The sequence below is a fragment of the Microbacterium sp. NPDC003461 genome (genome assembly GCF_053588335.1).
The window spans coordinates 96,150-122,890 of the sequence record NZ_JBSFPT010000003.1 but is presented as its reverse complement, the minus strand read 5'-3'; the positions used below and the strand labels follow the sequence as shown (position 1 = coordinate 122,890).

Below are 26,741 nucleotides of genomic sequence, written 5' to 3'. Positions count from 1 at the left end.
CCCGATCAGGGCAGCAGCGCGGCGACCTCGCGGCGGAACGCCTCCAGCTCGGCCGGGTACGCGGGATCGGGGTGGTCGAGCGCGTGCCCCCCGAGACGCGGCACGTCCATGCCGAGGATCGTGGAGGCGCGCGCGAGGACCGCGGCCTCCGGGCCGCGCTCGCGCAGCACCTCGAGACCGGCGCGCATGGCGGCCAGCACCGCGCGGAGCACCTCGATGCGGGCCTCGCCCTGGGTGATCGACGATCCGTCCGGGCGCACCCGCCAGCGCACGACGGGATCGGCGACCGTGTCGATCCGCCGCGCCCGCGTGTACAGCTCCTGCGCGATGAGCTGATCCTCGTACAGCCCCGCCGGGAATCGCAGCCCGCGCCACATCTCGGCGCGGGTGACCTTCGACCACGCGACGATGTTGTTGACGACCTCCGGATGCTCCGCCAGCGTCGCGCCCGCGCGCGGTGGCGCGGTCGAGGCGGCGACCCACGGCTGCACGTCGCCGAGCAGGTAGCCGCGCGTGGCGGGGCGCAGCCGCCGATAGGCGCCGACGGCGATGTCGCTGCCGCTGCGCTCGAGCGCGCCCACGAGCAGGGCGAGCGCGTCGGGCTCCATCACATCGTCGGCGTCCAGGAAGCCGACGAAGGGGGTGTCGATCCGTTCCAGCCCGGCGTTGCGCGCCGCGCCCAGTCCGCGCCGCTCCGGGTGGTGCACGACGGTGAAGCGCGCATCGAGCGCCGCGAAGCCGTCGAAGTCCGCCCCGGTGCCGTCGTCCGAGCCGTCGTCGACGAGGATCGCGCGCCAGTCCTCGCGGGTCTGGGCGCGCAGCGAGGTCAGTGCCTCGTCGGCGTAGGGGGCGATGTTCCAGCCGGCCACGATCACCGTGACCGCCGCGCCGCTCACGCGAGGGGACCGTTCTCGGCCAGCGCCACCTCGGCGTTGTAGCGGAACAGCCGGGCGGGGCGGTGCTTGCCCGTGCGGAACGACTCGGTGGGCACGAGCGCCTCGGAGCCCTCGATGAGGCGGCGGAAGTTCGACGGATCCAGGCGCCGCCCGAGCACCGCCTCGTACACCTCGCGCAGCTCGGTCAGCGTGAACTCGTCGGGCAGCAGGCCGGCCGCGATGCGGCTGTAGGCCACCTTGTTGCGCAGCCGCCACAGCGCGTACGCGACGATCCGGTCGTGGTCGAACGCGAGCGCGGGCAGCGCGTCGACGTCGAACCACGCGACGTTCTCGGGCGCGGGGCGCGAGGACAGTTGCGCGTCGACGAGGTCCTGACGCAGCAGCGCCCAGTACGCGATCGAGACGACGCGGCCGGGGGAGCGGTCGACGTCGCCGAACGCGTAGAGCTGCTCGAGGTAGCTGGCGTTCAGCCCCGTCGTCCCGTCGAGAGTGCGCGCCGCGGCGTCGTCGAGCCCCTCGTCCTCGCGCAGCCAGCCGCCCGGGATCGCCCAGTCGCCGCGGAACGGGTCTCGCGTGCGCCGCACGAGCGGCAGCATGAGCGCGTCGGGGGCCTCCGGGCGCGACCGCAGGGAGAAGATCACGGTCGAGACCGCGACGCGGATACCCTCACTCACGCTACGAGGGTATCCGCGTCGGCGGGCAGGTCCGGATTGGCCGGGATCACTCGGCGGCGATCACACTGCTGAGATCACTCGGCCGGGATCACGAGACCGTCGTAGGTCTCCTCGATCCACGCCTTCGTCTCGTCCGACGTGAGCAGCTCGTAGAGCTTCTCGACGCGGGGGTCGTCCTCGAGCTCCGGGCGCGTGGCGAGGATGTTGAAGTACTCGCTGTCCTGGCCCTCGCTCAGCAGCTGCAGGTCGCTGGAGATGCCCGCGGCCGAGGCGAAGTTGAAGTTGACGACGGCGGCGTCCATCTGCTGCAGCGCGGCCGGCAGCGTGGCGGCGTCGATCTCGCTGAACTCGAAGCCCTTCGGGTTCGCCGTGATGTCGCTGATCGTCGTGGGCGCGTCGGTGGTCTCGATGAGGCCGGCCGAGGCGAGCAGCAGCAGCGCGCGCGACTCGTTCGAGGCGTCGTTCGGCAGCGCGATCGTCGCGCCCTCCGGCAGGTCCTCGAGCGACTCGACGCTCTCCGAGTACAGCGCCAGCGGCGGCAGGTACACGGGGCCGACATTGACGAGGTCGTCGCCCGCGTCCTCGTTGTAGAGGTCGAGGAACGGCCCGTGCTGGAAGAGGTTCGCGTCGTTCGCACCCTGCGACAGCGCCGGGTTGGGGGTGTTGTAGTCGCTGTACTCCTGGATCTCGATCGTCAGGCCCTCGGCGGGGGCCAGCTCGTCGGCGACGAACTGCAGCAGCTCGCCGGCCGGCACGGCGGTGGCGCCGACCGAGATCGTGCCGAGGCCCTCGCCCTCGGCGTCGGAGGATCCGCCGCAGGCCGTCAGGCCCAGGGCGAGCGCGGCGACGCCGGTGACGGCGGCCGCGGAGCGGGTGAATCGGGACATGGTGGTGCCTTTCGGTGGGGCGGTGAGAAGGATCAGGAGGCCACGACGGCGGTGACGGCGGCGCGACCGGCGGAGCGCTCGTGGTCGAGGCGCTTGGCCAGCCACTCGCCGAGCGTCTGCAGTCCCTGCACGAGCACGACGAGCACGATGACCACGCAGATGATGTACTCCGTGCTGTAGCGCTGGTGGCCGTAGCGCACGGCGAGGTCGCCGAGCCCGCCGGCGCCGATCGTGCCGGCGATCGCGGAGAAGTTGATGATCGAGACGACGGTCGTGGCGAAGCCGCGGATCATCGCGGGCAGCGACTCGGGCACGAGCACCTTCGTGAGGATCTGCCAGCGGGTGCAGCCGAGCGCCTCGGCCGCCTCGATCCGCCCGTCCGGCACCTCGCGCAGCGCGATCTCCGCGAGCCGCGCGAAGAACGGGATCGCCGAGATCGACAGCGGCACGATCGCCGCCGTCGACCCGAACGACGTGCCCAGCACGAGGAACGTGAACGGGATGAGCGCGATCATGAGGATGAGGAACGGGATCGAGCGCGTGATGTTCACGACGACCGACAGGACGATGTTGATCGCCCGTCCCGCGGCGCGGCTGCCGAAGGGGCGCTCCAGCACGCCGCCGCGATCGGTCGCCACGAGCAGCACGCCCAGCACGAGGCCGATCACGAAGGTGACGACCATCGTGGCTCCGACCATGTAGAGCGTCTCGAGCGTCGCCTTCCAGAGGTTGGCGAACAGCGTGGGCCAGAAATCCGGCGCGTTCACGTCGATCACGCGGCCACCTCCTCGACGACGATGCCCTGCTCGCGCAGGGACGCGATCGCGCGCGCCACGTCGGCGCCCGCGGGCAGCTCGAGGCGCGTGCGGCCCGACTGCACGCCGTCGATCGTCTCGATCGCCGCGCCGAGCAGTCCGATGTCGAGCCCCTGCTCGCGCGCGAGCCGCGCGATCACGGGATCCTGTGCCGTCAGCTCCGTGAACGTCAGGTCGAGCACGGTCGAACCCGGCGTGGCGGGCGCCTCGCCCAGCGGGAACAGCTGACGGGCGATGACGGATCCGGGCGTGCGCAGCAGCTCGCGCAGCCGGCCCGCCTCGACGATCCGGCCCCTCTGCATGAGCGCGGCCGACGTGCAGATCTGCTTGACGACGTCCATCTCGTGCGTGATGAGCAGGATCGTCAGCCCCAGCTCGCGGTTGAGGCGCTGCAGCAGGGCGAGGATGCTCGCGGTCGTCTCGGGGTCGAGGGCGCTCGTGGCCTCGTCGCTCAGCAGCACCTTCGGGTTCGTCGCGAGCGCGCGGGCGATGCCGACGCGCTGCTTCTGCCCGCCCGAGAGCTGGGCCGGGTAGTGGCCGGCGCGGTCGGCCAGGCCGACGAGGTCGAGGATCTCGGCGACGCGCGCCCGGCGGGCGGCGCGGCCGAGGCCCTGCGCCTCGAGCGCGAGCGAGACGTTGCCCGCCACCGTGCGCCGCGAGAGCAGGTTGAAGTGCTGGAAGATCATGCCGATGCCGTGGCGCGCCTCGCGCAGCGCGGCGCCGCTCAGGCCGGTGATGGCCCTGCCGTCGACCTCGACCGTGCCGGAGTCGGGCTTCTCGAGGCCGTTCACAGCCCGGATGAGGGTGGACTTGCCGGCGCCGGACGTGCCGACGACGCCGAAGATCTCGCCGCGCTCGACGGTCAGCGAGACGTCGTCGAGGGCGCGCGTGGGGCCGTAGCTCTTGACGAGGTGGGTGATGGTGATCATGTGCCTGCTTCAGATCGCGGCACGCCGCCGGCGCGCCGCTCCGCCGGTGGTGTCGACCCTTCGATCCTCCCCGATCCGCTCCGATCCGCCGAATCCGCGTGACGCTGTGTGACGGCGCGTTCCGTCATCCGCGCGAAACGTGCGTGGCCTAGCATGGAGCCACAACAGCACACGGGCCCCATGATCTGTCGCGGGAGAGCCCCGGTCCTCGCGCCGGGCACCGAAGGAGCAAGCCTCCCCGCCAATCTCTCAGGTATGCGTACCGCGCAGATCGGGCCACTCTGGAAAGCGGAGCCCACGCTCCCGCCGACGGTGAAAGACGGGCTCGGCCCGTCGAAACTCTCAGGCCGATGACAGAGGGGGAGTTCGCACGGCGCCGCTCGGCGCGTGCCGGACTCAGGGAGCCCCGCATGGAGTCACCGCCCGTCGCCCCGCGCGACACCCCGCTGCGCGCCGAGCACGACGCGCTCGGCGCGAGCTTCACCGACTTCGGCGGCTGGATGATGCCGGTCCGGTACGGCTCGGACCTCGCCGAGCACCACGCCGTGCGCACCGCCGCCGGGCTGTTCGACATCTCTCACATGGGCGAGATCCTCGTCACGGGTGAGCGCGCCGGGGCATTCCTCGACTTCGCGCTCGCGGGCCGGCTGTCGGCGCTCGCCGTCGGCAAGGCCAAGTACACGATGATCCTCGCCGAGGACGGCGGGATCATCGACGACCTCATCGTCTACCGGCTCGCGGACGACCGCTTCCTCGTCGTCGCCAACGCCGGCAACCGCGATGCGGTGGCGCAGGCGCTGCAGGCACGTGTGCAGCAGTTCGACTTCCGCGACACCCGGGCGCAGGTCTCGGACGGCGGGTCGTTCGCCTTTGTCGTGGGCAAGCCCGGCGTGGCCGTGGAGGACATGTCGGATCTCCACGCCCTCCTCGCGGTGCAGGGCCCTGCGGCCCAGGCGATCCTCGAGGCGACCCCCGGTATCGCCGAGCTCGACACCCCCTGGGGCGAGCAGCGGTACTACGCCTGGGCGAGCGCGCGCTTCGACGGCGCGCCGCTGCTCATCGCGCGCACCGGCTACACCGGCGAGGACGGCTTCGAGCTGATGATCCCCGTCGACCGCGCCGCTTCCCTGTGGCGGGCGGTGCTCGCCGCGGGCGAGCCGCACGGGCTCGTGCCGGCGGGACTCGCCGCGCGCGACACGCTGCGCCTCGAGGCGGGCATGCCGCTGTACGGCCACGAGCTCTCGCGCGACGTCGTCCCGGCGCAGGCCGGGCTCGGTCGCGTGATCCCGGCCGACAAGACCGGCTTCATCGGCGAGGCGGCGAAGGAACCGCGCCCCGAGGCGCCGGTCCTGGTGGGCCTGACGACGGAGGGCCGCCGCGCCGGGCGCGCCGGCTACCCCGTCTATCGCGGCGACGAGCGCGTCGGCGAGCTCACGAGCGGCGCCCTCAGCCCCACCCTCGGCCACCCCATCGCCATGGCGTACGTCCGCCCGGACGCCGCCTCCGCCACCGACCTGACCATCGACGTCCGCGGCACGCGCATCCCCGCTGCCGTCGCCGCCCTGCCCTTCTACCGGAGGAACTCATGACCGACCTCGCCGCCCTCAAGTACACCGCCGAGCACGAGTGGGTCGCCGTCGACGGCGACGTCGCGACGATCGGCATCACCGACTACGCCGCCGACCAGCTCGGCGACGTCGTCTACGTCGACCTGCCCGCCGACAACGCCGCGCTCACGGCCGGCCAGGTGATGGGCGAGATCGAGTCGACCAAGTCGGTCTCGGAGCTCTATGCCCCCGTCGACGGCGAGGTGATCGCGCTGAACGGCGAGGTCGACGCCGACCCGTCGCTCGTCAACCAGGACCCGTACGGCAAGGGATGGCTCGTGCGCGTGCAGCTGTCGGGCCAGCCGCTCGCCGGCCTCATGGATCGGGCGGCGTACGTCGCCCTGACGGGTGGCGAGGCGTGAGCGACTACGTCCGCCGCCACATCGGCACCTCGGAGGCCGACCACGCGGCGATGCTCGAGGCGATCGGCATCGAGCCGGCGCGCGACGAGGTGCGGGTGACCGAGCGGCTCATCGCGCAGGCGCTGCCCGCCGCGATCCGCGCGGACGAGGCCACGTCGGGCGTCATGCCGCGCACCGGCGTGAGCGAGGCCGAGGCGCTCGCCGAGCTGCGGGCGCTCGCCGCGAAGAACAGGGTGCTCTCGCCGATGATCGGGCTCGGATACAGCGATACGATCACGCCCAGCGTGATCCAGCGCAACGTGTTCGAGAACCCGTCCTGGTACACCGCGTACACGCCCTACCAGCCGGAGATCTCGCAGGGGCGTCTCGAGGCGCTGCTGAACTTCCAGACGATGGTGGGAGACCTCACCGGCCTGCCCGTCGCGAACGCGTCGATGCTCGACGAGTCCACGGCCGCCGCCGAGGGCATGCTGCTGGCGCGCCGGGCGGTGCGCGGCGGATCGAACCTGTTCGCCGTCGACGCCGACACCCTGCCGCAGACGAAGGCCGTGCTGGCCGTGCGGGCCGAGGCGCTCGGCATCGAGCTCGTCGAGGTGGACCTCGCCGCGGGTGAGACGCTGCCGGAGGAGCTGTTCGGCGCGCTCATCCAGTACCCCGGTGCCTCCGGGCGGGTGTGGGACCCGTCCGCCGCGATCGACGCCGTGCACGTCGCCGGCGGCCAGGTGGTCGTCGCGGCCGACATCATGGCGCTCGTGCTGCTGCGCTCGCCGGGTGAGATGGGCGCCGACATCGTCGTGGGATCAACGCAGCGCTTCGGGGTGCCGCTCGGCTTCGGCGGCCCGCACGCCGGCTACATGGCCGTGCGGCAGGGCCTCGAGCGCCAGCTGCCCGGGCGCCTCGTCGGCGTCTCGGTCGACGCGGACGGCGCTCCCGCCTACCGCCTCGCGCTGCAGACGCGCGAGCAGCACATCCGCCGCGAGAAGGCGACGAGCAACATCTGCACGGCGCAGGTGCTGCTGGCCGTCATGGCGGCGATGTACGCCGTGTACCACGGGCCGGACGGGCTCCGCTCGATCGCCTCGGGCATCGCGTCCCGAGCCCGCCTGCTGGCGGACTGGATCGTCGAGACCGGCGCGGAGGTCGTGCACGGCAGCTTCTTCGACACAGTCGAGGCGCGCGTCCCGGGTCGGGCCGACGCGATCGTCGCCCGCGCACGCGAGCTCGGCGTCCAGCTCCGGCTCGTCGACGTCGACACCGTCGGCATCGCGGTCGGGGAGGCCACGACGCTGACCGACCTGCATCGCGTGGCGCTCGCCTTCGGCGGGCCGGAGGAACGCTCCTTCGGCACCTTCGGAGTGGGATCCGACGCGCTGCCGGACCCGCTCCGCCGCACCGACGAGATCCTCACGCACCCCGTCTTTCGCACGCACCACTCCGAGACGGCGATGATGCGGTACCTCAAGCGCCTCGCCGACAGCGACTACGCGCTCGACCGCGGCATGATCCCGCTCGGCTCCTGCACGATGAAGCTCAACGCCGCGACCGCGATGGCGGCGGTGTCGTGGCCGGAGTTCTCGCGGATCCACCCGTTCGCACCGCGCGAGGACGTGGCCGGCTCGCTCGAGCTCATCCACCAGCTGGAGGGATGGCTCGCCGACCTCACCGGCTACGACACCGTCTCGCTGCAGCCGAATGCCGGATCGCAGGGCGAGCTCGCCGGGCTCCTCGCGATCCGCGGCTACCACCTCTCGCGCGGCGACGAGCACCGCGACGTCTGCCTGATCCCGTCGTCGGCACACGGCACGAACGCCGCCTCGGCGGTGCTGGCCGGCATGCGCGTGGTCGTCGTGGCCTGCGACGAGCTCGGCAACGTCGACCTCGGCGACCTGCGCGCGAAGATCGCCGAGCACGCCGATACGCTCGCCGCGCTCATGATCACCTACCCGTCCACGCACGGCGTGTACGAGGCCGACGTGCTCGAGATCACGGCCGCGGTGCACGAGGCCGGCGGCCAGGTGTACATCGACGGCGCCAACCTCAACGCCCTGCTCGGCCACGCCCGCTTCGGCGACCTGGGCGGCGACGTGTCGCACCTCAACCTGCACAAGACGTTCGCCATCCCGCACGGCGGCGGCGGCCCGGGCGTCGGCCCGGTGGCGGCGAAGACGCACCTCGCGCCGTTCCTGCCGAACCACCCGCTCGCGCAGGATGCGACCGAGGGCATCGGCCCGGTGTCGTCCGCACCGTACGGATCCGCGTCGATCCTGCCGATCTCGTGGGCGTACATCCGGATGATGGGGCTCGAGGGCCTCACGGAGGCGACCGACGCCGCGGTGCTCGGTGCCAACTACATCGCCGCGCGCCTGGGCGAGCACTACCCGGTGCTGTACACAGGCGCCGAGGGACGGGTGGCGCACGAGTGCATCCTCGACCTGCGCCCGCTCAAGGCGGTCACGGGTATCTCGAACGACGACGTCGCCAAGCGGCTCATCGACTACGGCTTCCACGCCCCGACCATGTCGTTCCCCGTGGCGGGCACGCTCATGGTCGAGCCGACGGAGTCGGAGGACCGCGCCGAGCTCGACCGCTTCGTCGAGGCGATGATCGCGATCAAAGCCGAGGCGGAGCGCGTGGCTGCGGGGGAGTGGCCGGCGGGCGACAACCCGCTCGTGAACGCGCCGCACACCGCCGCCGCGCTCGTGGGCGAGTGGGATCACCCGTACTCGCGCGAGGAGGCGGTCTTCCCGGCCGGCATCACGGCGGCCAAGTACTGGCCGCCGGTGCGCCGGATCGATCAGGCCTACGGCGACCGCAACCTCGTGTGCGCGTGCCCGCCGATCGAGGCCTTCGCCTGATCGGCTGGCTAGAGCCCGGCCTCACGCAGGGCCGGCAGGATCCTCGTCATCATGAGCGGTGCGAGGTCTCCTGCCGGCTCGGCCGTGTCGGGCACCCAGCGGATCTCCTCGATCTCGGCGGCGGGGCGGATCTCCGACACGGGCGGGTGCACGAACACCGTGCCGCGCACCGTCCATCCCGACTCGTTCGCCGCCGGCGCGTCGAAGGTGCCCAGCAGCGTCATCCGATCCGGGTCGAGCTCCAGCTGCAGCTCCTCGCGCAGCTCGCGCACGGCCGCGTCGAGCGCCGACTCGCCCGGCTCGGGCTTGCCGCCCGGCTGCATGAACGTGCTCGTGCCGCGCTTGCGCACGGCCAGGATGTCGCCGGTCTCCGGGTGCCGCAGCACGACGGCGCTGACGGTGACGACGCGCGCGGCGTGGTCGAGCGCGTGATGCGCGCTCACGCCGGCTCCGCCGCGTTCTCGAGGCCGGTCGTCGTCTCGAAGCGCGCCGATCCGGGGTGCTCGAGCGCCACGCGGATCCGCTCGCGCATGTCGTCGCTCATCCGCTCGTCGGCCAGCCGGTCGATCGGGCACCACCAGGCCCGCACGTTCTCGCCGTCGGCGGGGTGCGGATCGCCCGACACCCAGCGGCAGCGGACGGTGATGTCGAGGTACTGCGCGACGTCGTCGTTCGCGTACCGCATGGGCGGCAGCGCGTGCACCCACACGAGGGCCTCGGGCTCGGCGACGACGCCGGCCTCCTCGAGCGTCTCGCGCACGGCCGCGACGGCGGGCTCCTCGCCCGGATCGACGATGCCCGTGACGGGCGTGACGCTGCCGTTGTCGGCGCGCTCCACGAGCAGCACCGCGTCGTCCCTCACGACGACGGCGGTCACGCCGGTGAGCCAGAGCGGATCGTGCCCGATCCGCTCGCGCAGCCGCAGGATGAAGTCGGGCGTCGCCATGCCCCCAGCCTAGGAGCCCCCGCGGCGACCCGCGGCCGTGCCCTGATCTCGGGGGTGATGGGGAAGAAGGAGGAGCCCGGCGACGGCAGCGCGCTGCCACGGGCGCGCGGCATCCGCAGGCTCTGGCACAGCACGTTCGGCATCGACCACGCGGGAAGGCGCTACGACGTCGCGGTGGACTACTTCGATCTCGACGAGCGCGTGCGCCTCTACATCGACGGCCAGCACACCGCGACGCAGTCCTCGCCGGCGGCGTTCGAGGTGCCGGGTGGGCGCGTGGAGGTCGCCTTCAGCCTCTACGGGCTCAAGCGCGCGCGGCTCGTGGCCGACGGTGTCGAGCGGCGGCTCGAGCCGGGTACCGAGACGCTCGAGCGGTGGCGGCAGGAGGTCGACGCCCGGCACCCGACCGCGAGCCGGGCGGTGTCTGCGGTGTCGTGGACGGTGCTCGTCGTCGCGCTGCTCGTCGGCGTGACCGAGCTGCTCGACGTCGGCCTGCCCTGGCTCGCGGAGATCACCGGAGCGGACCTGCCGCAGACCTCCCCGATCCGCTTCCCCGAATGGATGACCGCGCCGGCGGCCGTCCTCGGCCCGATCGCCGCGATCGACCGCGCCCTCATGATGCGCCACCACTGGCTCCTCGACGACTGACCCGCCGCACGCTCCCGTCGCCCGCGACCGCCTCTAGGCTCGAGCGGTGACCTTCGTCGACACACCCGTCCTGCACAACGACATCGTGAGGCTGGAGCCGCTGCGTCCCGAGCACGCCCCAGACCTCGCGGAGGCGGTCGCCTTCGACGACCTGTGGCGCCGCACCTGGTTCTCGCGACTTCCGGCGCCCGACGAGGTCCCCGCCGAGATCGAGCGCCGCCTCGCGCGGCAGACGGCGGGCGAGATGGCGCCCTGGGCCGTCGTCGAGCCCGCCACCGGCCGGGCGATCGGCATGACCTCGATCTGCAGCGTCTCGCCCGCCGATCTGCGCGTGGAGATCGGATACACCTGGCTGCGTGCAGACGCGCACGGCACCGGCATCAATCCCGCCGCCAAGTTGCTGTTGCTCGCCCGCGCGTTCGACGACCTCGGCTGCGTGCGCGTCGAGATCCGCACCCACTGGCACAACCACCGCTCCCGCGCCGCGATCGAGCGGCTGGGCGCCCGCCTCGACGGCGTGCTGCGCAGTCACCTGCGCATGCCCGACGGCACGTGGCGCGACACGATGGTGTACTCGATCCTCGCGACCGAGTGGCCGCAGGTGCGCCGCGGCCTCGAGTCCCGCCTCGAGCCGCGCAACCCTTAATCCGCAAGTCTGTGCCAAGTCCGTACGGTACTCGGCGCGGATTTGGCACAGACTTGCGGACTCAGCGGTTGAGCAGCTGCGCGAGACCGTGCAGATGCGTGGTGCGGGGCGGGCGGACCACCGGCACGCCGGCCGCCTCCAGCGCCAGACCGAGACGCTCGGGCGCCCGCAACTCGTTCCAGCCCCAGCGGGCGAAACCGCGCATCGAGCGGCGCAGCGCATCCTCCCGCTTCTTCTCCCGGATGACGGCATCCGCCGCGTCGCCGATGGCGTACTTCGTGTCGCCGTCGGCCTCGCCGATCACCTGCTGATCGGGCCACTCGAAGTCGGCGCGGTACTCAGCGCCATCGATCACGAAGCGCGATTGCAGGCGGGGGATCGGGAGCCCCAGCCACTCGATCGCAGCGCGGCTGATCGACTCGAGGACGGACTCGGAGAGCGGAGTTGCATGTTCGAGAGGCCAGGCTGCGACGGCCCGTCCGCGCCCGCTGCGACGCGCGTCATTCGCCAGCAGCAGGCGCTCGCGCGAGCACGCCCCCGTACGGAGGAGCGCGTCGGCCACCGTGAGCCCGTAGGCGGGATGGCGGCTGCGCGCGAGGTCGACGGCAGTCGCGACCGCCGTCGTCGCGCAGACGCCGAGGCTGTCGGCGAGGTCCGGCTCCTCGACAGCGTGGTGCCCTTGGACGTTACCCACGCGGCGGGCATCGCCCTTGCGAGCGACGAGCACATGGATCGTGCGGAGATCGCCGAGCACGGGTAGCCCCCACAGCGCGGCGGCTGACTCGTGGGTGAACACGACGGCCGGGCGCTTCAGGGCCAGCGCGTGGATGCGAGCAAGGTACTTCTGCCAGGGCGGCAGAGCGGCCCACTGTTCCGCGGGCGCGAACACTCCTGCGCGAACCCGGTGGAGCGTTCGCGATTCGATGTCGCGGCGCATCGAACGGTCATCCGAACGCCGCAGAAGCGGCACGGGGCTGGGCTGCAGCGAGGCGGCGAGGACGTCGGCAGTCGGGCTTGTCATGCCTTCCACGGTCCCAGCGCCTTCCGCGCGCCGGTCTCCTGGCGCTCGATCTGTGAACCGATCCGCTCCTCCGCCGGGCTGGGGACGAGTCGGGGCGCGGCGAGTCCGCAAGTCTGTGCCGAATCCGGCCGTTCGAGCGCCCGGACTTGGCACAGACTTGCGGATCTCCTCCGGTCCGAGCCGCTAGGGAAGGTAGGGGGCGAAGAGGGGGTAGCCCACGAAGGCGATGGCGTCGATCAGCGTGTGCGCGATCACGAGGGGCATGACGCGCCGCCAGCGCAGGTACACCCACGCGAAGACGACGCCCATCACGACGTTCCCGAGCATCATCGCCGGGCCCTGGTACGCGTGGTAGGCGCCGCGCAGCAGGGCGATCGCGAGGATCGTGGTCCACGGGCGCCAGCCCAGCTCGCGCAAGCGCTCGCCGAGGTAGCCGTTCAGGATGACCTCCTCGAGCAGCCCGGCGCGCAGCGCCGACAGCAGCAGGAGGGGGATCGTCCACCAGGCGGCGTCGAGCCCGGCCGCCTGCACCTGCACGGTCAGGCCCAGCGCGCGCGAGCCGGCGTAGAGGGCCGCCCCCGGCACCCCGATCGCGGCGAGCAGCGCGACGGCAAGGCCGAGGTCGCGCCCGAAGCGCGAGAAGTCGAGCCCGATGCGGCGCAGCGCGCTGCGGCCCGGCTCCCACAGGAGGTACACGACGAGCGCGACGAGGGCGAGGTCGAAGAAGACGTCGAGCACGCGGTAGACCGCGTCCCACACGGCGTCGTCCGCCCGCGACGGGTTCAGCGCCGCCGACTGCTCGGAAAGCGGCGCGCGCGTCAGCGCGCGCACGAGCGAGAGCACCGAGTACAGCGCGGACTGTCCGAGCGAAAGCGCCAGGACGATGCCGATTTCCCACCACAGCCGTGCGCGCGCCACCCCGCCAGCGTGCCACACGCGCAGGCCGTCAGCAGAATGCTCAGCGGCCGTGTGCGCGCGTTACGGCGATGTAACAGTTCGCGATGCGAGTTGGTGCGATGGTCCCACCGTGCCTATCGTCGTCGCTATCGCCTGCGCCCGAGTGGGCAGGCTCAATCCCTTCCCTGGAGGAAAAACCCAATGAAGCGCAACAAGGTCGCCCTTTCGGGCGTCGCGCTGCTCGGCCTCGGCGGCATGCTGCTCGCCGGGTGCGCGAGCGGCGATGGTGGCAGCGGCGACGGCGGCAACGGCGCCGGCGGCGACGCGATCGTCACCACCAACGGCACGGAGCCGCAGAACCCGCTGATCCCGACCAACACCAACGAGGTCGGCGGCGGCAAGATCCTCGACAGCATCTTCTCGGGTCTGATCTCGTACAACGCCGACGGCTCGGTCGAGAACGAGGTCGCCGAGTCGATCACGGTCGACTCGCCGACGCAGCTCACCGTCAAGATCAAGGAGGGCCTGACCTTCACCGACGGTGAAGAGGTCACGGCCGACAACTTCATCAAGGCGTGGAACTACGGCGCCGCGCTCGACAACCAGCAGCTCTCGAGCTACTTCTTCGAGGACATCGAGGGCTTCAGCTGGGACGAGAACGTCGAGGAGCTCTCGGGCCTGCAGCAGGTCGACGAGTACACCTTCACGATCACGCTCAACAAGCCGGCCACCGACTTCGCTCAGCGCCTCGGCTACTCGGCCTTCTACCCGCTCCCGGACGTCGCGTTCGAGGACATGGAGGCCTTCGGCGAGTCGCCCATCGGCAACGGCCCGTACAAGCTGGCCAGCGAGGACGCCTGGGTCCACGACGAGGGCATCTCGCTCGTCGTGAACGAGGAGTACGAGGGCCCGCGCGAGCCGCAGAACGACGGCCTCGACATCCGCTTCTACGCCTCGCAGGACGCCGCCTACGCCGACCTGCTCTCGGGCGAGCTCGACGTGCTCGACCAGATCCCCGAGGCCGCTCTCGAGACGTACCAGAACGAGCTCGGCGAGAACTGGGTCAACCAGCCCGCCGCGATCTTCCAGTCGTTCACGATCCCCGAGTACCTCCCGCACTTCGAGGGCGAGGAGGGCGTGCTGCGCCGTCAGGCCATCTCGATGGCGATCAACCGCGAGGAGATCACCGACGTGATCTTCCAGGGCACCCGCACGCCGGCCAGCGACTTCACGTCGCCCGTGATCGACGGCTGGAGCGAGGAGCTCGAGGGCGCCGAGGTGCTGGAGTACAACCCCGAGCGCGCGCAGGAGCTGTGGGCCGAGGCCGACGCCATCAGCCCGTGGGAGGGCACGTTCGAGATCGCCTACAACTCGGACGGCGGCCACCAGGGCTGGGTCGACGCGGTCGCCAACTCGATCGCCGGCACGCTCGACATCGACGCGGCCGGTGCGCCGTACCCCGACTTCGCCGGTCTGCGCGAAGAGGTCACGAACCGCACCATCACGACGGCGTTCCGCACGGGATGGCAGGCCGACTACCCGGGCCTGTACAACTTCCTCGGCCCGCTCTACGCGACCAACGCCGGATCGAACGACGGCGACTACTCGAACCCCGAGTTCGACGAGCTGCTGTCGCAGGGCATCAGCGCGACCGACCCGGACGAGGCGAACGCGCTGTTCCAGCAGGCGCAGGAGATCCTCCTCCAGGATCTGCCCGCCACCCCGCTGTGGTACTCGAACGTCACCGGCGGCTGGGCCGACACGGTCGACAACGTCGAGTTCGGCTGGAACTCGGTGCCGCTGCACTACAACATCACCAAGGGCTGACCGGGCCTGAGATGATCCGCTGCGAGGCGGTGGCGTACACGCCACCGCCTCGCACCATGTCGCCGGCACACCGTTCTCCCAGTTTCGGGAGCGGAGGATGGCCGAGCGGGTCCCCCGAAGGACCCGCTTTCTGCTGTGCTCCTCGCCCGAGTCGCGGGCCAGGGTTTCTTCCGTGTCGTGTGACCTCGTCATCCCCAGAAGGGAGGCACGAGGGTGGCCACTTACATCCTCAGACGCATCCTGCAGGTGATCCCCGTCTTTCTCGGGGCCACGCTGCTGATCTACTTCATGGTCTTCGCCATGCCCGGCGACCCGATCGCCGCGCTGTTCGGCGACAAGCAGCCGCCGCCGCAGCTGCTGGAGCAGATCCGCGCGCGCTACCTGCTCGACCAGCCGTTCATCGTCCAGTACCTGAACTACCTCGGCGGGATCCTGCGCCTCGACTTCGGCGTGGGCTTCAACGGCCAGCCGGTGATCGAGACGCTCGCCCGCACGTTCCCCGTGACCCTGCGCCTGGCGATCATGGCGGTCGCGATCGCGTTCATCCTCGCGATCGTCATCGGCCTCACCTCGGCGCTGCTGAAGGGCACGGTCTACGACCACTTCATGCTCGTCTTCGCGCTGCTGTTCGTCGCGGTGCCGGTGTTCGTCGTCGCCTTCGCCGCCCAGTTCTTCCTGGGCGTGCAGCTGGGCTGGTTCAAGCCGACCGTCGGCAGCGACAACGACTGGGGCGGCCTGTGGCTGCCCGCGATCGTGCTCGGGTTCAGCATCTACGCCACGATGATGCGCCTCACCCGCGCGTCGACGATCGAGACGCTGCAGCAGGACTGGGTGCGCACCGCCTACGGCAAGGGCCTGTCGCGCTCGCGCGTCATCCCCGTGCACGTGCTGCGCAACTCGATGATCCCGATGGTCACCGACACCGCCTCGCAGTTCGGCGTGCTCATGGTCGGCGCGACCGTGACGGAGGGCATCTTCAACGTGCCCGGCGTCGGCAACCAGCTGTACACGGCGATCATCAAGCACGAGACGCCCACCGTGGTGTCGTTCGTGACGATCTTCGTCGTCGTGTACGTCCTCATCAACCTGCTCGTCGACCTGCTCTATGGTCTGCTCGACCCGAGGATCCGCTATGTCAAGTAGTACGCATTTCGTGGCGCCCGTGAAGGAGGCGCAGGTCCAGGTCGACCAGGTCCACCTGAGCACCCGCAAGAGCAACCTGTGGCTCGACGCGTGGCGAGACGTCCGCAAGCGCCCGCTGTTCTGGATCTCGATGGTCCTCGCCGCGGTCGTGATCATCATGGCGGTCGCGCCGGGCATGTTCACGCAGGTGGCGCCCTCCGGCGGCGCCTGCCAGCTGGCCAACAGCAACGGCGGCGCCGCGGCGGGCCACCCGCTGGGGTTCAACCGCCAGGGCTGCGACATCTGGTCGCGCCTCGTGTGGGGCACGCGCACGTCGATGGTGGTCGGCCTGCTGGCCACGCTCATCGGCACCGCGATCGGCCTCATCATGGGAGCCCTCGCGGGCTTCTACGGCGGCTGGCTCGACTCGCTGCTCTCGCGCATCGGCGACATCTTCTTCACGATCCCCTACATCGTCGCGGCGATCGTCGTGATGACGGTGCTCTCGAGCGCGCGGAACGAGCTCACGCTCGCCTTCGCGATCGGCGGGTTCTCGTGGGCCTCGACGGCGCGCATCGTGCGTGCCGAGGTGCTGCGCGTGAAGCAGTCGGACTACGTCATGGCGTCGATCGCCCTCGGGCTGTCGCGCTTCAAGACGATGCTCGTGCACGTGCTGCCCAACGCGATGGCCCCGGTCATCGTCGTGGCGACGATCAGCCTCGGCCACGCCATCGTGGCGGAATCGACCCTGTCGTTCCTCGGCGTCGGCCTGGGCGGCAACACGGTCTCGTGGGGCGCCGACATCAGCCAGGCGCAGGCCACGCTGCGCACCGCCCCGATGGCGCTGTTCTGGCCGTCGCTCGCGCTGACGATCGCGGTGCTCGCGTTCATCACGCTCGGCGAGATGCTGCGCGACGCGCTCGACCCGAAGGCGAGGGCACAGCGATGAGTGAAGGAATCCCCATGACGGATGCACTGCTGCAGATCCGCGGCCTGAAGGTCGCCTTCGGCACGGGCAAGAAGCAGCGCGAGGTGCTGCACGGCATCGACCTGGACGTCTTCCCGGGCGAGACGGTCGCGATCGTCGGCGAGTCGGGCTCGGGCAAGTCGACCACGGCCTCGGCCGTGATCGACCTGCTGCCCGGCACGGGCGAGATCACCGGCGGCACGATCACGCTCGAGGGCCGCGAGCTCACGAGCGCGAGCCGGCGCGACATGGAGCGCCTGCGCGGCCGCGAGATCGGCTACGTGCCGCAGGACCCGATGTCGAACCTCAACCCCGTGTGGTCGATCGGCTTCCAGGTCAAGGAGGCGATCCGTGCGAACGGCCTCGCCACCGGCCGCAAGGAGGTCGAGCGTCGCGCGATCGAGGTGCTGCAGCAGGCGGGGCTGGCGGACGCCGAGCGCCGCCTGCACCAGTTCCCGCACCAGTTCTCCGGCGGCATGCGCCAGCGCGCGCTCATCGGCATCGGCCTGGCGGCCGACCCGAAGCTGCTCATCGCGGACGAGCCGACGAGCGCGCTCGACGTGACGGTGCAGCGCGTGATCCTCGATCACCTCGCCTCGCTCACGCGCGAGAAGGGCACCTCGGTGCTGCTCATCACGCACGACCTGGGCCTGGCCGCCGAGCGCGCCGACCGCATCATCGTGATGAATCAGGGCGAGGTCGTCGAGTCGGGGCCGAGCCGCGAGATCCTCGAGGACCCGCAGCACCCGTACACGCAGCGGCTCGTGGCCGCGGCGCCCAGCCTCGCCTCGCAGCGCATCCAGGCGAGCGTCGAGCACGTCACCACCGAGACCGAGGTGCTCGCGCAGGCGGCGCCGGTCGTCGAGGTGCGCGATCTCGTCAAGGAGTACCGCATCCGCAAGGGCGGCTTCTCGAGCGAGGCGTTCCGGGCTGTCGACGGGGTGTCGTTCCAGATCCCGCGTGGCAAGACGCTCGCGCTGGTGGGGGAGTCCGGATCGGGCAAGTCCACCGTCGCGAAGATGGTGCTGCAGCTGGAGGAGCCGACGAGCGGTGACGTTCTGATCGACGGTGTGAGCACGTCGACGCTGAAGCGCCGCGATGTGCTCGGCCTGCGCCGCCGCATGCAGCCGGTGTTCCAGGATCCGTACGGCTCGCTCGATCCGCTGCGCTCGATCGGCACGCTCATCGCGGAGCCGCTGAAGGTGCACGGCGTCGGCGACGGTGCGTCCCAGCGCGCCCGCGTGCTGGAGCTGCTCGACCAGGTGGCGCTGCCGCGCGAGCTGGCGATGCGGTACCCGAACGAGCTGTCGGGCGGCCAGCGCCAGCGCGTCGCGATCGCGCGCGCCCTCGCGCTCAAGCCCGACATCATCGTGCTCGACGAGGCGGTCTCGGCGCTCGACGTGCTCGTGCAGGATCAGATCCTCACGCTGCTGGCCGAGCTGCAGGCCGAGCTCGGCCTGACCTACCTGTTCATCACGCACGACCTCGCGGTCGTGCGCGTCGCCGCCGACATGGTGTGCGTCATGGAGCGGGGCAAGGTCGTGGAGCAGGGGACCGTGGACGAGATCTTCGCCAACCCGCAGGAGGCGTACACGCGCCGCCTCCTCGACGCGATCCCCGGCGCCACGCTGCCGCTCGGGGGGCGCTGACGGTGTCGGGAGCAGGCGCGGACTACGAGCCCGGCGACGAGCTGAAGCGCGAGATCCGGCCCACCTGGGGCCGGGTCTGGCTCGCGCTCACCGCCGTGCTCGTGGTCGGCCTGCTCATCGACGCGACCGTCCGCGGGGGCTGGCTGCAGGCCGTGCTCATCGCCCCGTGGCCGCTGGGTCTGCTCTGGTTCATCTACGTCTTCGTCTACGCGCCGCACGTCGTCGCCGACGAGGCGGGCGTGACCGTGCACAACATCCTGCGGATCACGCGCGTGCCGTGGGGCGCGATCGACGACATCGTCATGCGGTGGCAGCTCGAGGTGCGCCTCACGGCCGCGGCCGGCGGCAAGACCATCCAGGCGTGGGGCGTGCCCACCCGCCGGCCGCGCGGCCGGATGCGGGATCGGCCCGCCGACGTCGAGGCCGAGATCCTGCGCGAGATGAAGCTCAACGCCGCCGCCGCGCCGGACGACCGGATCGTGCGCTCGTGGGACCTGCTCGGCGTCGCGTCGCTCGCCGTGCTCGTCGTGTGGGCCGCGATCGCCGTGAGCGTCACCGCCTGAGCGTCACCGCCTGAGCGTCAGCGGACGGCGCCGTCGGGCGCGAGGCGGACCCCCCGCCGGTGCGCACGGACCGCCCAGCCACGCCGCGATAGGATGGAACGCCCCGCCTCCGGGGCACATCCCACAGAACGCAAGGATCCCTTTCATGGCGCGCGCCCTCCGTCCCGACCTCCGCAACGTCGCGATCGTCGCGCACGTCGACCACGGCAAGACGACCCTCGTCGACGCCATGCTGCGCCAGACGGGGTCGTTCGGCTCGCACGAGCACCTCGAAGAGCGTGCGATGGACTCGAACGATCTCGAGCGTGAGAAGGGCATCACGATCCTCGCCAAGAACACGGCGATCACGTACAACGGTGCCCACACCGACACCCCGATCACGATCAACGTGATCGACACCCCGGGCCACGCCGACTTCGGCGGCGAGGTCGAGCGCGGCCTGTCGATGGTCGACGGCGTCGTGCTGCTCGTCGACGCCTCGGAGGGCCCGCTGCCGCAGACCCGCTTCGTGCTGCGCAAGGCGCTCGAGGCGAAGCTGCCCGTCATCCTGCTCGTGAACAAGACCGACCGCCCCGACGCGCGCATCGAGGAGGTCGAGGGCGAGGCCCAGGACCTGCTGCTCGGTCTCGCGAGCGACCTCGTCGACGTCGTGCCCGACCTCGACGTCGACGCACTGCTCGAGGTGCCCGTCGTGTACGCCTCCGGCCGCGCCGGCGCCGCGTCGCACAACCGCCCCGCCGACGGGTCGCTGCCCGACAACGACGACCTCGAGCCGCTGTTCGAGGCGATCCTCAAGCACGTGCCCGCGCCGGAGTATGACGACGAGGCCCCGCTGCAGGCGTGGGTGACCAACCTCGACTCGAGCGCGTTCCTCGGCCGCCTCGCGCTGCTGCGCATCTTCAACGGCGAGCTGAAGAAGGGCCAGACCGTGGCGTGGGTGCGTCAGGACGGCACGACGCAGAGCGCGCGCATCACCGAGCTGCTCATGACGAAGGCGCTCGACCGCTACCCGGCCGAGAAGGCCGGCCCCGGCGACATCGCCGTGATCGCGGGCTTCGAGGACATCATGATCGGCGAGACGATCGCCGACCCGGAGGACATCCGCCCGCTCCCGCAGATCACGGTCGACGAGCCGTCGATCTCGATGACGATCGGCACGAACACCTCGCCGCTGGTGGGCAAGGTCAAGGGCCACAAGCTCACGGCGCGCATGGTCAAGGACCGCCTCGACCGCGAGCTCATCGGCAACGTCTCCATCCGCGTGAAGGACATCGGCCGCCCCGACGCGTGGGAGGTGCAGGGCCGCGGCGAGCTGCAGCTCGCGATCCTCGTCGAGAACATGCGCCGCGAGGGCTTCGAGCTCACCGTCGGCAAGCCGCAGGTCGTCACCCGCAAGGGCCCCGACGGCAAGATCCAGGAGCCCTACGAGCACCTCACGATCGACGTGCCCGAGGAGCACCTCGGCGCCGTGACGCAGCTCATGGCGGCGCGCAAGGGCCGCATGGACAACATGATCAACAACGGCACGGGCTGGATCCGCATGGAGTTCATCGTGCCGTCGCGCGGCCTCATCGGCTTCCGCACGCAGTTCCTCTCGATCACGCGTGGCACCGGCATCGCCAACGCCATCTCGCACGGCTACGACGACTGGGCCGGCCAGATCGTCTCGCGCCAGAACGGATCGATCGTCGCCGACCGCGCGGGCGTGGCCACCCCGTTCGCGATGATCGCGCTGCAGGAGCGCATGTCGTTCTTCGTGAACCCGACCGACGAGGTCTACGAGGGCATGGTCGTGGGCGAGAACTCGCGCGCCGACGACATGGACGTGAACATCACCAAGGAGAAGAAGCTCACCAACATGCGCTCCTCCACGGCCGACACGTTCGAGTCGATGACCCCGCCGCGCATCCTCTCGCTCGAGGAGTCGCTCGAGTTCGCCGCCGAGGACGAGTGCGTCGAGGTCACGCCGGAGGCCGTGCGCATCCGCAAGGTGATCCTCGACGCCACGACCCGCGGCCGCGAGGCCTCGCGCCGCAAGCGGCAGGACGCGAACGCCTGATTCCCTGCCGGAACGGGCTCCACTAAGCTCGATCCGGTGAGCACCAGCCCGTCCGCCGAGCGCCGCGGCGCGTGGCGGCAGGGCCTCGCCGTCGCGCTGCCGACGAGCGCGTACGGCGTCTCGTTCGGCGCGCTGGCCACGGCATCGGGCCTGGACGTGTGGCAGACATGCGTGCTGAGCCTGCTCATGTTCTCGGGCGGATCGCAGTTCGCCTTCATCGGCGTGCTCGGATCGGGCGGCGGGGGACCGGCGGCGATCGCGTCGGCCGCGCTGCTCGGCGTGCGCAACGCCGTGTACGCCGCGCGGATGAACCCGATCGTCGGCCGCACGTGGCCGCGGCGCCTCGCGGCCGCGCAGTTCACGATCGACGAGTCCACGGCCGTCGCGCTCGCGCACGAGGATCCCGCCGCGCGTCGCATCGGGTTCTGGGTGACGGGCGTCGGCATCTTCATCGGCTGGAACCTCACCACGCTCGCCGGCGCGCTGCTGGGCGACGTGCTGGGCGACGTGCGCGCCTACGGCCTCGACGCCGCCGCCGCGGCGGCGTTCCTCGCCCTGCTGTGGCCCCGGCTGCGATCGCGTCAGGCCGTGGCCGTAGGCGCCGCGGCTGCCGTGGTCGCCGCCGTCGCCACGCCCTGGCTCGCGCCGGGCGTGCCGGTGCTGCTCGCCGCGGTCGTGGCCGTCGTGGTCGGCTGGACGAACTGGCTGGGCCGGCGGGCGGCGGCGCCGGCGGGCACCGGATCGGGGGCCGCGGGATGAGCGCGTGGACCGCGATCCTGCTGGCGGGCATCGCCGTGGTCGGCCTCAAGCTCGTCGGCTACCTCGTGCCGGAGGAGTGGCTGGAGCGCCCGCGCCCGGCGCGCATCACCGATCTGCTCACCGTCGCGCTGCTGTCGGCGCTCGTCGCCGTCCAGGCGCTCGGCGACGGCATGGCGATCCGCGTGGACGCCCGCCTGCCCGCCATCGCCGTGGCGGCCCTGCTGCTGTGGCGTGGCGCGTCGTTCCTCGTCGTCGTCGTGGCCGCCGCCGCGACCGCGGCCCTGCTGCGGCTGGTGGGCTGGGCGGCCTGACAGGCGCCGCCGCGTACGCTGATCGCATGCGCTCCGTGTGGCACATCCGCCTGTTCACGTGGGCCGGCGCCTTCGTCGCCGGCGCGGTCTACGGCATCGTCGGCACCGTCATGCACTCCGCCGCCGTCGTCCCCACGGGCCTGGCGGGGCTCGTCGTGCCGTTCGGGACCATCCTGGCCGCGGTGGGGCTGCTGGCCCTGCTGATCGCCGTGCGATGCCTCTCCGAGGACCGCGTCACGGTGCTCGCCGCCGGGCTCGGCGCGCTCGCCATGGTCATGCTGTTCTCCGGCGAGGGACCGGGCGGATCGATCGTCGTCCCGCAGTCCGCGCCGGGCGAGGCGCCCCTCGGCGTGATCTGGTCGTGGGTCGTCGCGGCGGTCGTGATCGTCGTCGTCGCCTGGCCCGATCTGCGGGGCATCCGCACCGGTTCGGGGAAGGGTCAGCAAGGCGGCGCGTAGAATCGTCACGTGACTTACGTGATCGCCCTTCCGTGCGTGGACGTCAAGGACCGCGCCTGCATCGATGAGTGCCCGGTCGACTGCATCTACGAGGGTGAGCGCAGCCTCTACATCCACCCCGACGAGTGCGTGGACTGTGGTGCCTGCGAGCCCGTGTGCCCCGTGGAGGCGATCTACTACGAGGACGACCTGCCCGAGGAGTGGTCGGACTACTACAAGGCGAACGTCGAGTTCTTCGACGAGATCGGCTCGCCCGGCGGTGCCGCCAAGGTGGGCGTGATCCCGAAGGACCACCCGGTCATCGCCGCGCTGCCTCCGCAGGCCGGCGCGCACTGATCCGGCCGCTCCGATGGGCATCCGCGACCTCGACGACTACCCCTGGGACGCCGTCGCCCCGCTCGCCGAGCGCGCCGCGGCGCACCCGGACGGGCTGTGCGACCTGTCGATCGGCTCTCCCGTCGACCCCACGCCGCAGGTCGTGCGCGACGCCCTCGTCGCCGCGACCGACGCGCACGCGTACCCGCAGACGGTGGGCACGCCCGCGCTGCGCGAGGCCATCGTCGCCTGGTACGCGCGCCGGCGCGGCGTGACCGATCTCGCGCCGCGCAACGTGCTGCCGACGATCGGATCGAAGGAGCTCGTCGCGCTCCTGCCCACGCTGCTGGGCCTGAGCGCGGGAGACATCGTCGTGCATCCGCGCGCGGCGTACCCCACCTACGCGGTGGGCGCGGCCGTCGCCGACGCCACCGCCGTCGCGGCGGACGATCCGGACGAGTGGCCCGAGGGCGCGAAGCTCATCTGGATCAACTCCCCGGGCAACCCCGACGGCCGCGTGTGGGGCGTCGACGAGCTGCGCCGCGCCGTGGCGCGCGCCCGCGAGCTCGGCGCCGTGCTGGCGAGCGACGAGTGCTACGCCGAGCTCGGCTGGGAGGGCGAGTGGGCGGCCGGCCCCGTGCCGAGCGTGCTCGATCCCCGCGTCACCGGCGGCAGCCGCGCGGGCCTGCTGAGCGTGTACTCCCTCAGCAAGCAGTCCAACCTCGCCGGCTACCGGGCGGCGTTCGTGGCCGGCTGCGCCGAGATCGTCGGCGAGCTGCTGAAGAACCGCAAGCACCTCGGGCTCATGCTGCCGGCGCCCGTGCAGCACGCCATGGCGGCGGCCCTCGGCGACGACGCCCACGTGGCCGAGCAGCGCGAGCGCTACCGCGCGCGCCGCGACGTGCTGAAGCCGGCGCTCGAGGCCGCGGGGTTCCGGATCGACCGCAGCGAGGCGGGCCTGTACCTGTGGGCCACCGAGGGCCGCGACGCGTGGGAGACGATGGGCCGGCTCGCCGGGCTCGGCATCCTCGCCGGTCCCGGCGTCTTCTACGGCCCGTACCACCCGCAGCACGTGCGCTTCTCGCTCACCGCGAGCGACGAGCGCATCAGGATGGCCGCCGATCGCCTGCGGTCATCGGCACTCTGATCAGCGGCTAGGGTGGATGACGGCCGCGCGCGGATCCGCTCGGCCCATTCGAGCGAGTATCAGCATCCCGATTCGCAAGGAGGCGCCGTGAGCGACGCAGGAAGCCTGCCCGAGAAGGCCGTACTGACGGTCGGCGACAAGACCGCGGAGTTCCCCGTCCTGCCCGCCACCGACGGTAAGTCCGCCATCGACGTCTCGACGTTCACGAAGCAGACCGGCTTCACGGCGCTCGACTACGGCTTCGTCAACACCGCCTCGACGATGTCGGACATCACCTACATCGACGGCGACCAGGGCATCCTACGCTACCGCGGCTACCCGATCGAGCAGCTGGTGAACGGCGACGCGAGCTTCCTCGAGATCGCCTGGCTGCTCATCTACGGCGAGCTGCCCACGGCCGATCAGCTCGGCCAGTTCGACGACAGCATCCGCCACCACACGCTGCTGCACGAGGACCTCAAGAACTTCTTCACGGCGATGCCCGCCGGCGCGCACCCTATGGCGGTGCTCTCGTCGGCGGTGGCCGCCCTGTCGACCTACTACGAGAACGACTCCGATCCGGACAACCCCGAGCACGTCGACCTCACCACGGTGCGCCTGCTCGCCAAGCTCCCCGTGATCGCGGCGTACGCGCACAAGAAGTCGATCGGCCAGGCGTTCCTGTACCCCGACAACTCGCTCAGCTACGTCGAGAACTTCCTGCGTCTGAACTTCGGCAACATGGCCGAGCCGTACGAGATCGACCCCGTCATGGCGAAGGCGCTCGAGCGCCTGCTCATCCTGCACGAGGACCACGAGCAGAACGCCTCGACCTCGACCGTGCGCCTCGTCGGATCCACCGGCGCGGATCAGTTCGCGTCGATCGCCGCGGGCATCCAGGCGCTCTCGGGCCCGCTGCACGGCGGCGCCAACGAGGCGGTGCTGAACATGCTCGGCCAGATCCAGGAGTCCGGCCAGGGCGTCAAGCGCTTCGTCGAGAAGGTGAAGAACAAGGAAGAGGGCGTGAAGCTGATGGGCTTCGGGCACCGGGTCTACAAGAACTACGACCCGCGCGCCAAGCTCGTCAAGGAGTCGGCCGACGAGGTGCTGGCCGCGCTCGGCGTGCACGACCCGCTGCTCGACCTCGCCAAGGAGCTCGAGGAGATCGCGCTCGAGGACGACTACTTCAAGGAGCGCAAGCTCTACCCGAACGTCGACTTCTACACGGGCGTCATCTACAAGGCGATGGGCTTCCCGACCCGCGTCTTCACCGTGCTGTTCGCGATCGGCCGCCTGCCCGGCTGGCTCGCGCACTGGCGCGAGGCCAACCTCGACGCGCGCGGCAAGATCGGCCGCCCCCAGCAGCTCTACACGGGCTCCCCGGCCCGCGAGTACCGCGGACGGTAGGGGTTCTCACACGAACGGCCGGCACTCCCTCGGGAGGGCGGCCGTTCTCGTGTCGGCCGGGTCAGGCGTGGAGGGCGGCGTTGAGGACCACGCCGACGCCCTCGCGGCGCACGGCCTCCACGGCGCCGTCGAGCGAGTTGCGGCGCAGCAACAGGCCGCTCGAGCCCGAGAGCTCGCCGCCCTTGACGACCGAGCCGTCCTCCAGGCGGATCTTCGTGCCGGCCGTCACGTACAGGCCGGCCTCCACGACGCAGTCGTCGCCGAGCGAGATCCCGATCCCCGCGTTCGCGCCGAGCAACGTGCGCGCGCCGATCGAGACGCGGTGGGTGCCGCCGCCCGAGAGGGTGCCCATGATCGAGGCGCCGCCGCCGATGTCCGATCCGTCGCCCACGACCACGCCCTGCGAGATGCGGCCCTCGACCATCGAGGCGCCCAGCGTGCCGGCGTTGAAGTTCACGAAGCCCTCGTGCATCACGACCGTGCCGGGGGAGAGGTGCGCGCCCAGGCGCACGCGCGAGGTGTCGGCGATCCGCACGCCCTCCGGGGCGACGTAGTCGGTCAGGCGCGGGAACTTGTCGAGCGAGACCACCTGGATGCCGTCGCGCTGCAGGTAGGGCCGCAGGCGCACCGCGTCGGCGGGCAGCATGGGGCCGGCGTTCGTCCACGCCACGGTCGGCAGGTGCGCGAACAGCCCGTCGAGGTTGAGCTCGTTGGGGCGGGCGAGGCGGTGGGAAAGCGCGTGCAGGCGCAGGTACGCGTCGGAGGTCGAGGCCGGCGCGGCATCGAGATCGATCTCGAGCGTGACGACCTCGACGGTGACGTCGCGCTTCTCGTCGGGCGCGGCCAGGCGGTCGAGCGACTCCACCTCGTCGGTCGCGTCATCGGCGCGGCCGGCGCGCGGGGCGGGGTACCAGGTGTCCAGGACGGTGCCGTCGGCCGCGATCGTCGCGAGCCCGACACCGGAAATCCAGCGCTCATCCGTCATGCCTCAATCC

Annotated in this window: 27 protein-coding genes and 2 riboswitches; of the genes, 17 read left to right on the top strand and 10 right to left on the bottom strand. The window is 71.4% G+C overall.

The features are described 5' to 3' along the window. Positions 1 to 5: 5 nt before the first annotated feature. The 5 genes from ACWDR7_RS02760 to ACWDR7_RS02740 form a co-directional block, all read right to left on the bottom strand. A complete protein-coding gene (locus ACWDR7_RS02760) occupies positions 6 to 896 on the bottom strand; it encodes a glycosyltransferase family 2 protein (protein WP_449853408.1) in 891 nt (296 codons plus the stop codon). Next, a complete protein-coding gene (locus ACWDR7_RS02755; RefSeq protein ID WP_449853453.1) occupies positions 893 to 1,492 on the bottom strand; it encodes an NUDIX hydrolase in 600 nt (199 codons plus the stop codon). The genes ACWDR7_RS02760 and ACWDR7_RS02755 overlap by 4 nt, the downstream gene beginning before the upstream one ends. 152 nt (positions 1,493 to 1,644) lie before the next feature. After that, positions 1,645 to 2,457 (bottom strand): MetQ/NlpA family ABC transporter substrate-binding protein, encoded by an 813-nt coding sequence (locus ACWDR7_RS02750; protein WP_449853407.1) that lies wholly within the window; start codon positions 2,455 to 2,457, stop codon positions 1,645 to 1,647. 32 nt (positions 2,458 to 2,489) lie between these two features. Further along, entirely contained in the window at positions 2,490 to 3,233 is a 744-nt protein-coding gene (locus ACWDR7_RS02745) for a methionine ABC transporter permease (protein WP_449853406.1), read from the bottom strand. Continuing rightward, positions 3,230 to 4,201 (bottom strand): methionine ABC transporter ATP-binding protein, encoded by a 972-nt coding sequence (locus tag ACWDR7_RS02740; RefSeq protein ID WP_449853405.1) that lies wholly within the window; start codon positions 4,199 to 4,201, stop codon positions 3,230 to 3,232. The genes ACWDR7_RS02745 and ACWDR7_RS02740 overlap by 4 nt, the downstream gene beginning before the upstream one ends. Positions 4,202 to 4,382: 181 nt before the next feature. Next, positions 4,383 to 4,476, top strand: a riboswitch (glycine riboswitch). Beyond that, positions 4,477 to 4,568: riboswitch (glycine riboswitch) on the top strand. Positions 4,569 to 4,611: 43 nt separating this feature from the next. Here ACWDR7_RS02740 and ACWDR7_RS02735 point away from each other — a divergent pair. Genes ACWDR7_RS02735 through gcvP form a run of 3 tightly spaced genes read left to right on the top strand, consistent with a single transcriptional unit; the run spans position 4,612 to position 9,025 of the window. Next, positions 4,612 to 5,790, top strand: a complete 1,179-nt coding sequence (locus tag ACWDR7_RS02735) for a glycine cleavage system aminomethyltransferase GcvT (RefSeq protein WP_449853404.1) — start codon at positions 4,612 to 4,614, stop codon at positions 5,788 to 5,790. Continuing rightward, positions 5,787 to 6,170, top strand: coding sequence for a glycine cleavage system protein GcvH (gcvH, locus tag ACWDR7_RS02730; RefSeq protein ID WP_449853403.1), 384 nt, complete (start codon positions 5,787 to 5,789; stop codon positions 6,168 to 6,170). The genes ACWDR7_RS02735 and gcvH overlap by 4 nt, the downstream gene beginning before the upstream one ends. Further along, the gene (gcvP, locus tag ACWDR7_RS02725) at positions 6,080 to 9,025 is read left to right on the top strand and encodes an aminomethyl-transferring glycine dehydrogenase (protein ID WP_449853402.1); all 2,946 of its coding nucleotides are present in this window, start codon (positions 6,080 to 6,082) and stop codon (positions 9,023 to 9,025) included. Before gcvH ends, gcvP begins: the two co-directional genes overlap by 91 nt. A gap of 8 nt (positions 9,026 to 9,033) precedes the next feature. Here gcvP and ACWDR7_RS02720 read toward each other — a convergent pair whose 3' ends face one another. Both ACWDR7_RS02720 and ACWDR7_RS02715 read right to left on the bottom strand, forming a co-directional pair. Further along, positions 9,034 to 9,468 (bottom strand): NUDIX hydrolase, encoded by a 435-nt coding sequence (locus tag ACWDR7_RS02720; RefSeq protein WP_449853401.1) that lies wholly within the window; start codon positions 9,466 to 9,468, stop codon positions 9,034 to 9,036. Continuing rightward, on the bottom strand, positions 9,465 to 9,971 hold the full coding sequence (locus ACWDR7_RS02715) for an NUDIX hydrolase (RefSeq protein ID WP_449853400.1): 507 nt from the start codon (positions 9,969 to 9,971) through the stop codon (positions 9,465 to 9,467). The genes ACWDR7_RS02720 and ACWDR7_RS02715 overlap by 4 nt, the downstream gene beginning before the upstream one ends. A 54-nt stretch (positions 9,972 to 10,025) precedes the next feature. On the opposite strand from ACWDR7_RS02715, the gene ACWDR7_RS02710 reads away from it, so the two are divergent. Continuing rightward, positions 10,026 to 10,619, top strand: a complete 594-nt coding sequence (locus tag ACWDR7_RS02710; RefSeq protein WP_449853399.1) for a hypothetical protein — start codon at positions 10,026 to 10,028, stop codon at positions 10,617 to 10,619. A 46-nt stretch (positions 10,620 to 10,665) separates the two neighbouring features. Next, a complete protein-coding gene (locus ACWDR7_RS02705; protein WP_449853398.1) occupies positions 10,666 to 11,265 on the top strand; it encodes a GNAT family N-acetyltransferase in 600 nt (199 codons plus the stop codon). A gap of 61 nt (positions 11,266 to 11,326) precedes the next feature. Here the strand turns inward: ACWDR7_RS02705 and ACWDR7_RS02700 are convergent, their stop codons facing one another. Continuing rightward, positions 11,327 to 12,286 carry a hypothetical protein gene (locus ACWDR7_RS02700; RefSeq protein ID WP_449853397.1) on the bottom strand — a complete coding sequence of 320 codons (960 nt, stop codon included), beginning with the start codon at positions 12,284 to 12,286 and terminating at the stop codon, positions 11,327 to 11,329. Positions 12,287 to 12,469: 183 nt separating this feature from the next. Then, positions 12,470 to 13,204, bottom strand: coding sequence for a CPBP family intramembrane glutamic endopeptidase (locus tag ACWDR7_RS02695; RefSeq protein WP_449853396.1), 735 nt, complete (start codon positions 13,202 to 13,204; stop codon positions 12,470 to 12,472). 180 nt (positions 13,205 to 13,384) lie between these two features. On the opposite strand from ACWDR7_RS02695, the gene ACWDR7_RS02690 reads away from it, so the two are divergent. The 12 genes from ACWDR7_RS02690 (at position 13,385) to ACWDR7_RS02635 (ending at position 25,746) form a co-directional block, all read left to right on the top strand. Next, positions 13,385 to 15,010, top strand: coding sequence for a peptide ABC transporter substrate-binding protein (locus ACWDR7_RS02690; RefSeq protein WP_449853395.1), 1,626 nt, complete (start codon positions 13,385 to 13,387; stop codon positions 15,008 to 15,010). 213 nt (positions 15,011 to 15,223) lie between these two features. After that, positions 15,224 to 16,153, top strand: a complete 930-nt coding sequence (locus ACWDR7_RS02685; protein WP_449853394.1) for an ABC transporter permease — start codon at positions 15,224 to 15,226, stop codon at positions 16,151 to 16,153. Further along, positions 16,143 to 17,081 carry an ABC transporter permease gene (locus ACWDR7_RS02680; RefSeq protein ID WP_449853393.1) on the top strand — a complete coding sequence of 313 codons (939 nt, stop codon included), beginning with the start codon at positions 16,143 to 16,145 and terminating at the stop codon, positions 17,079 to 17,081. Before ACWDR7_RS02685 ends, ACWDR7_RS02680 begins: the two co-directional genes overlap by 11 nt. Positions 17,082 to 17,095: 14 nt before the next feature. Beyond that, entirely contained in the window at positions 17,096 to 18,748 is a 1,653-nt protein-coding gene (locus ACWDR7_RS02675) for a dipeptide ABC transporter ATP-binding protein (RefSeq protein WP_449853392.1), read from the top strand. A gap of 2 nt (positions 18,749 to 18,750) precedes the next feature. After that, a complete protein-coding gene (locus tag ACWDR7_RS02670) occupies positions 18,751 to 19,311 on the top strand; it encodes a PH domain-containing protein (RefSeq protein WP_449853391.1) in 561 nt (186 codons plus the stop codon). A gap of 145 nt (positions 19,312 to 19,456) precedes the next feature. Further along, complete coding sequence (gene typA / locus ACWDR7_RS02665; protein WP_449853390.1) at positions 19,457 to 21,370, top strand: translational GTPase TypA; 1,914 nt, start codon at positions 19,457 to 19,459, stop codon at positions 21,368 to 21,370. 36 nt (positions 21,371 to 21,406) lie between these two features. Next, positions 21,407 to 22,129 (top strand): AzlC family ABC transporter permease, encoded by a 723-nt coding sequence (locus ACWDR7_RS02660; protein WP_449853389.1) that lies wholly within the window; start codon positions 21,407 to 21,409, stop codon positions 22,127 to 22,129. Continuing rightward, positions 22,126 to 22,440: an AzlD domain-containing protein gene (locus ACWDR7_RS02655; RefSeq protein WP_449853388.1), complete on the top strand. Its 315-nt coding sequence runs from the start codon at positions 22,126 to 22,128 to the stop codon at positions 22,438 to 22,440. The genes ACWDR7_RS02660 and ACWDR7_RS02655 overlap by 4 nt, the downstream gene beginning before the upstream one ends. A gap of 26 nt (positions 22,441 to 22,466) precedes the next feature. Next, the gene (locus ACWDR7_RS02650) at positions 22,467 to 22,898 is read left to right on the top strand and encodes a histidinol dehydrogenase (RefSeq protein ID WP_449853387.1); all 432 of its coding nucleotides are present in this window, start codon (positions 22,467 to 22,469) and stop codon (positions 22,896 to 22,898) included. A gap of 9 nt (positions 22,899 to 22,907) precedes the next feature. Next, the gene (gene fdxA / locus ACWDR7_RS02645) at positions 22,908 to 23,234 is read left to right on the top strand and encodes a ferredoxin (protein ID WP_449853386.1); all 327 of its coding nucleotides are present in this window, start codon (positions 22,908 to 22,910) and stop codon (positions 23,232 to 23,234) included. A gap of 13 nt (positions 23,235 to 23,247) precedes the next feature. After that, a complete protein-coding gene (gene dapC, locus ACWDR7_RS02640; protein ID WP_449853385.1) occupies positions 23,248 to 24,360 on the top strand; it encodes a succinyldiaminopimelate transaminase in 1,113 nt (370 codons plus the stop codon). An 87-nt stretch (positions 24,361 to 24,447) separates the two neighbouring features. After that, positions 24,448 to 25,746 carry a citrate synthase gene (locus ACWDR7_RS02635; protein WP_449853384.1) on the top strand — a complete coding sequence of 433 codons (1,299 nt, stop codon included), beginning with the start codon at positions 24,448 to 24,450 and terminating at the stop codon, positions 25,744 to 25,746. Between the two features lie 61 nt (positions 25,747 to 25,807). Here the strand turns inward: ACWDR7_RS02635 and dapD are convergent, their stop codons facing one another. Further along, positions 25,808 to 26,731 carry a 2,3,4,5-tetrahydropyridine-2,6-dicarboxylate N-succinyltransferase gene (gene dapD, locus ACWDR7_RS02630; RefSeq protein WP_449853383.1) on the bottom strand — a complete coding sequence of 308 codons (924 nt, stop codon included), beginning with the start codon at positions 26,729 to 26,731 and terminating at the stop codon, positions 25,808 to 25,810. Positions 26,732 to 26,741 lie beyond the last annotated feature (10 nt).

Bases quoted from the DNA above. Each gene is read 5' to 3' on its own strand.
- ACWDR7_RS02755 (WP_449853453.1), bottom strand. From the start codon at position 1,492: ATGCTGCCGCTCGTGCGGCGCACGCGAGACCCGTTCCGCGGCGACTGG.
- ACWDR7_RS02750 (WP_449853407.1), bottom strand. From the start codon at position 2,457: ATGTCCCGATTCACCCGCTCCGCGGCCGCCGTCACCGGCGTCGCCGCG.
- ACWDR7_RS02740 (WP_449853405.1), bottom strand. From the start codon at position 4,201: ATGATCACCATCACCCACCTCGTCAAGAGCTACGGCCCCACGCGCGCC.
- ACWDR7_RS02735 (WP_449853404.1), top strand. From the start codon at position 4,612: ATGGAGTCACCGCCCGTCGCCCCGCGCGACACCCCGCTGCGCGCCGAG.
- gcvH (WP_449853403.1), top strand. From the start codon at position 5,787: ATGACCGACCTCGCCGCCCTCAAGTACACCGCCGAGCACGAGTGGGTC.
- gcvP (WP_449853402.1), top strand. From the start codon at position 6,080: ATGGCTCGTGCGCGTGCAGCTGTCGGGCCAGCCGCTCGCCGGCCTCAT.
- ACWDR7_RS02715 (WP_449853400.1), bottom strand. From the start codon at position 9,971: ATGGCGACGCCCGACTTCATCCTGCGGCTGCGCGAGCGGATCGGGCAC.
- ACWDR7_RS02700 (WP_449853397.1), bottom strand. From the start codon at position 12,286: ATGACAAGCCCGACTGCCGACGTCCTCGCCGCCTCGCTGCAGCCCAGC.
- ACWDR7_RS02690 (WP_449853395.1), top strand. From the start codon at position 13,385: ATGAAGCGCAACAAGGTCGCCCTTTCGGGCGTCGCGCTGCTCGGCCTC.
- ACWDR7_RS02680 (WP_449853393.1), top strand. From the start codon at position 16,143: ATGTCAAGTAGTACGCATTTCGTGGCGCCCGTGAAGGAGGCGCAGGTC.
- ACWDR7_RS02675 (WP_449853392.1), top strand. From the start codon at position 17,096: ATGACGGATGCACTGCTGCAGATCCGCGGCCTGAAGGTCGCCTTCGGC.
- typA (WP_449853390.1), top strand. From the start codon at position 19,457: ATGGCGCGCGCCCTCCGTCCCGACCTCCGCAACGTCGCGATCGTCGCG.
- ACWDR7_RS02655 (WP_449853388.1), top strand. From the start codon at position 22,126: ATGAGCGCGTGGACCGCGATCCTGCTGGCGGGCATCGCCGTGGTCGGC.
- ACWDR7_RS02650 (WP_449853387.1), top strand. From the start codon at position 22,467: ATGCGCTCCGTGTGGCACATCCGCCTGTTCACGTGGGCCGGCGCCTTC.
- dapC (WP_449853385.1), top strand. From the start codon at position 23,248: ATGGGCATCCGCGACCTCGACGACTACCCCTGGGACGCCGTCGCCCCG.
- dapD (WP_449853383.1), bottom strand. From the start codon at position 26,731: ATGACGGATGAGCGCTGGATTTCCGGTGTCGGGCTCGCGACGATCGCG.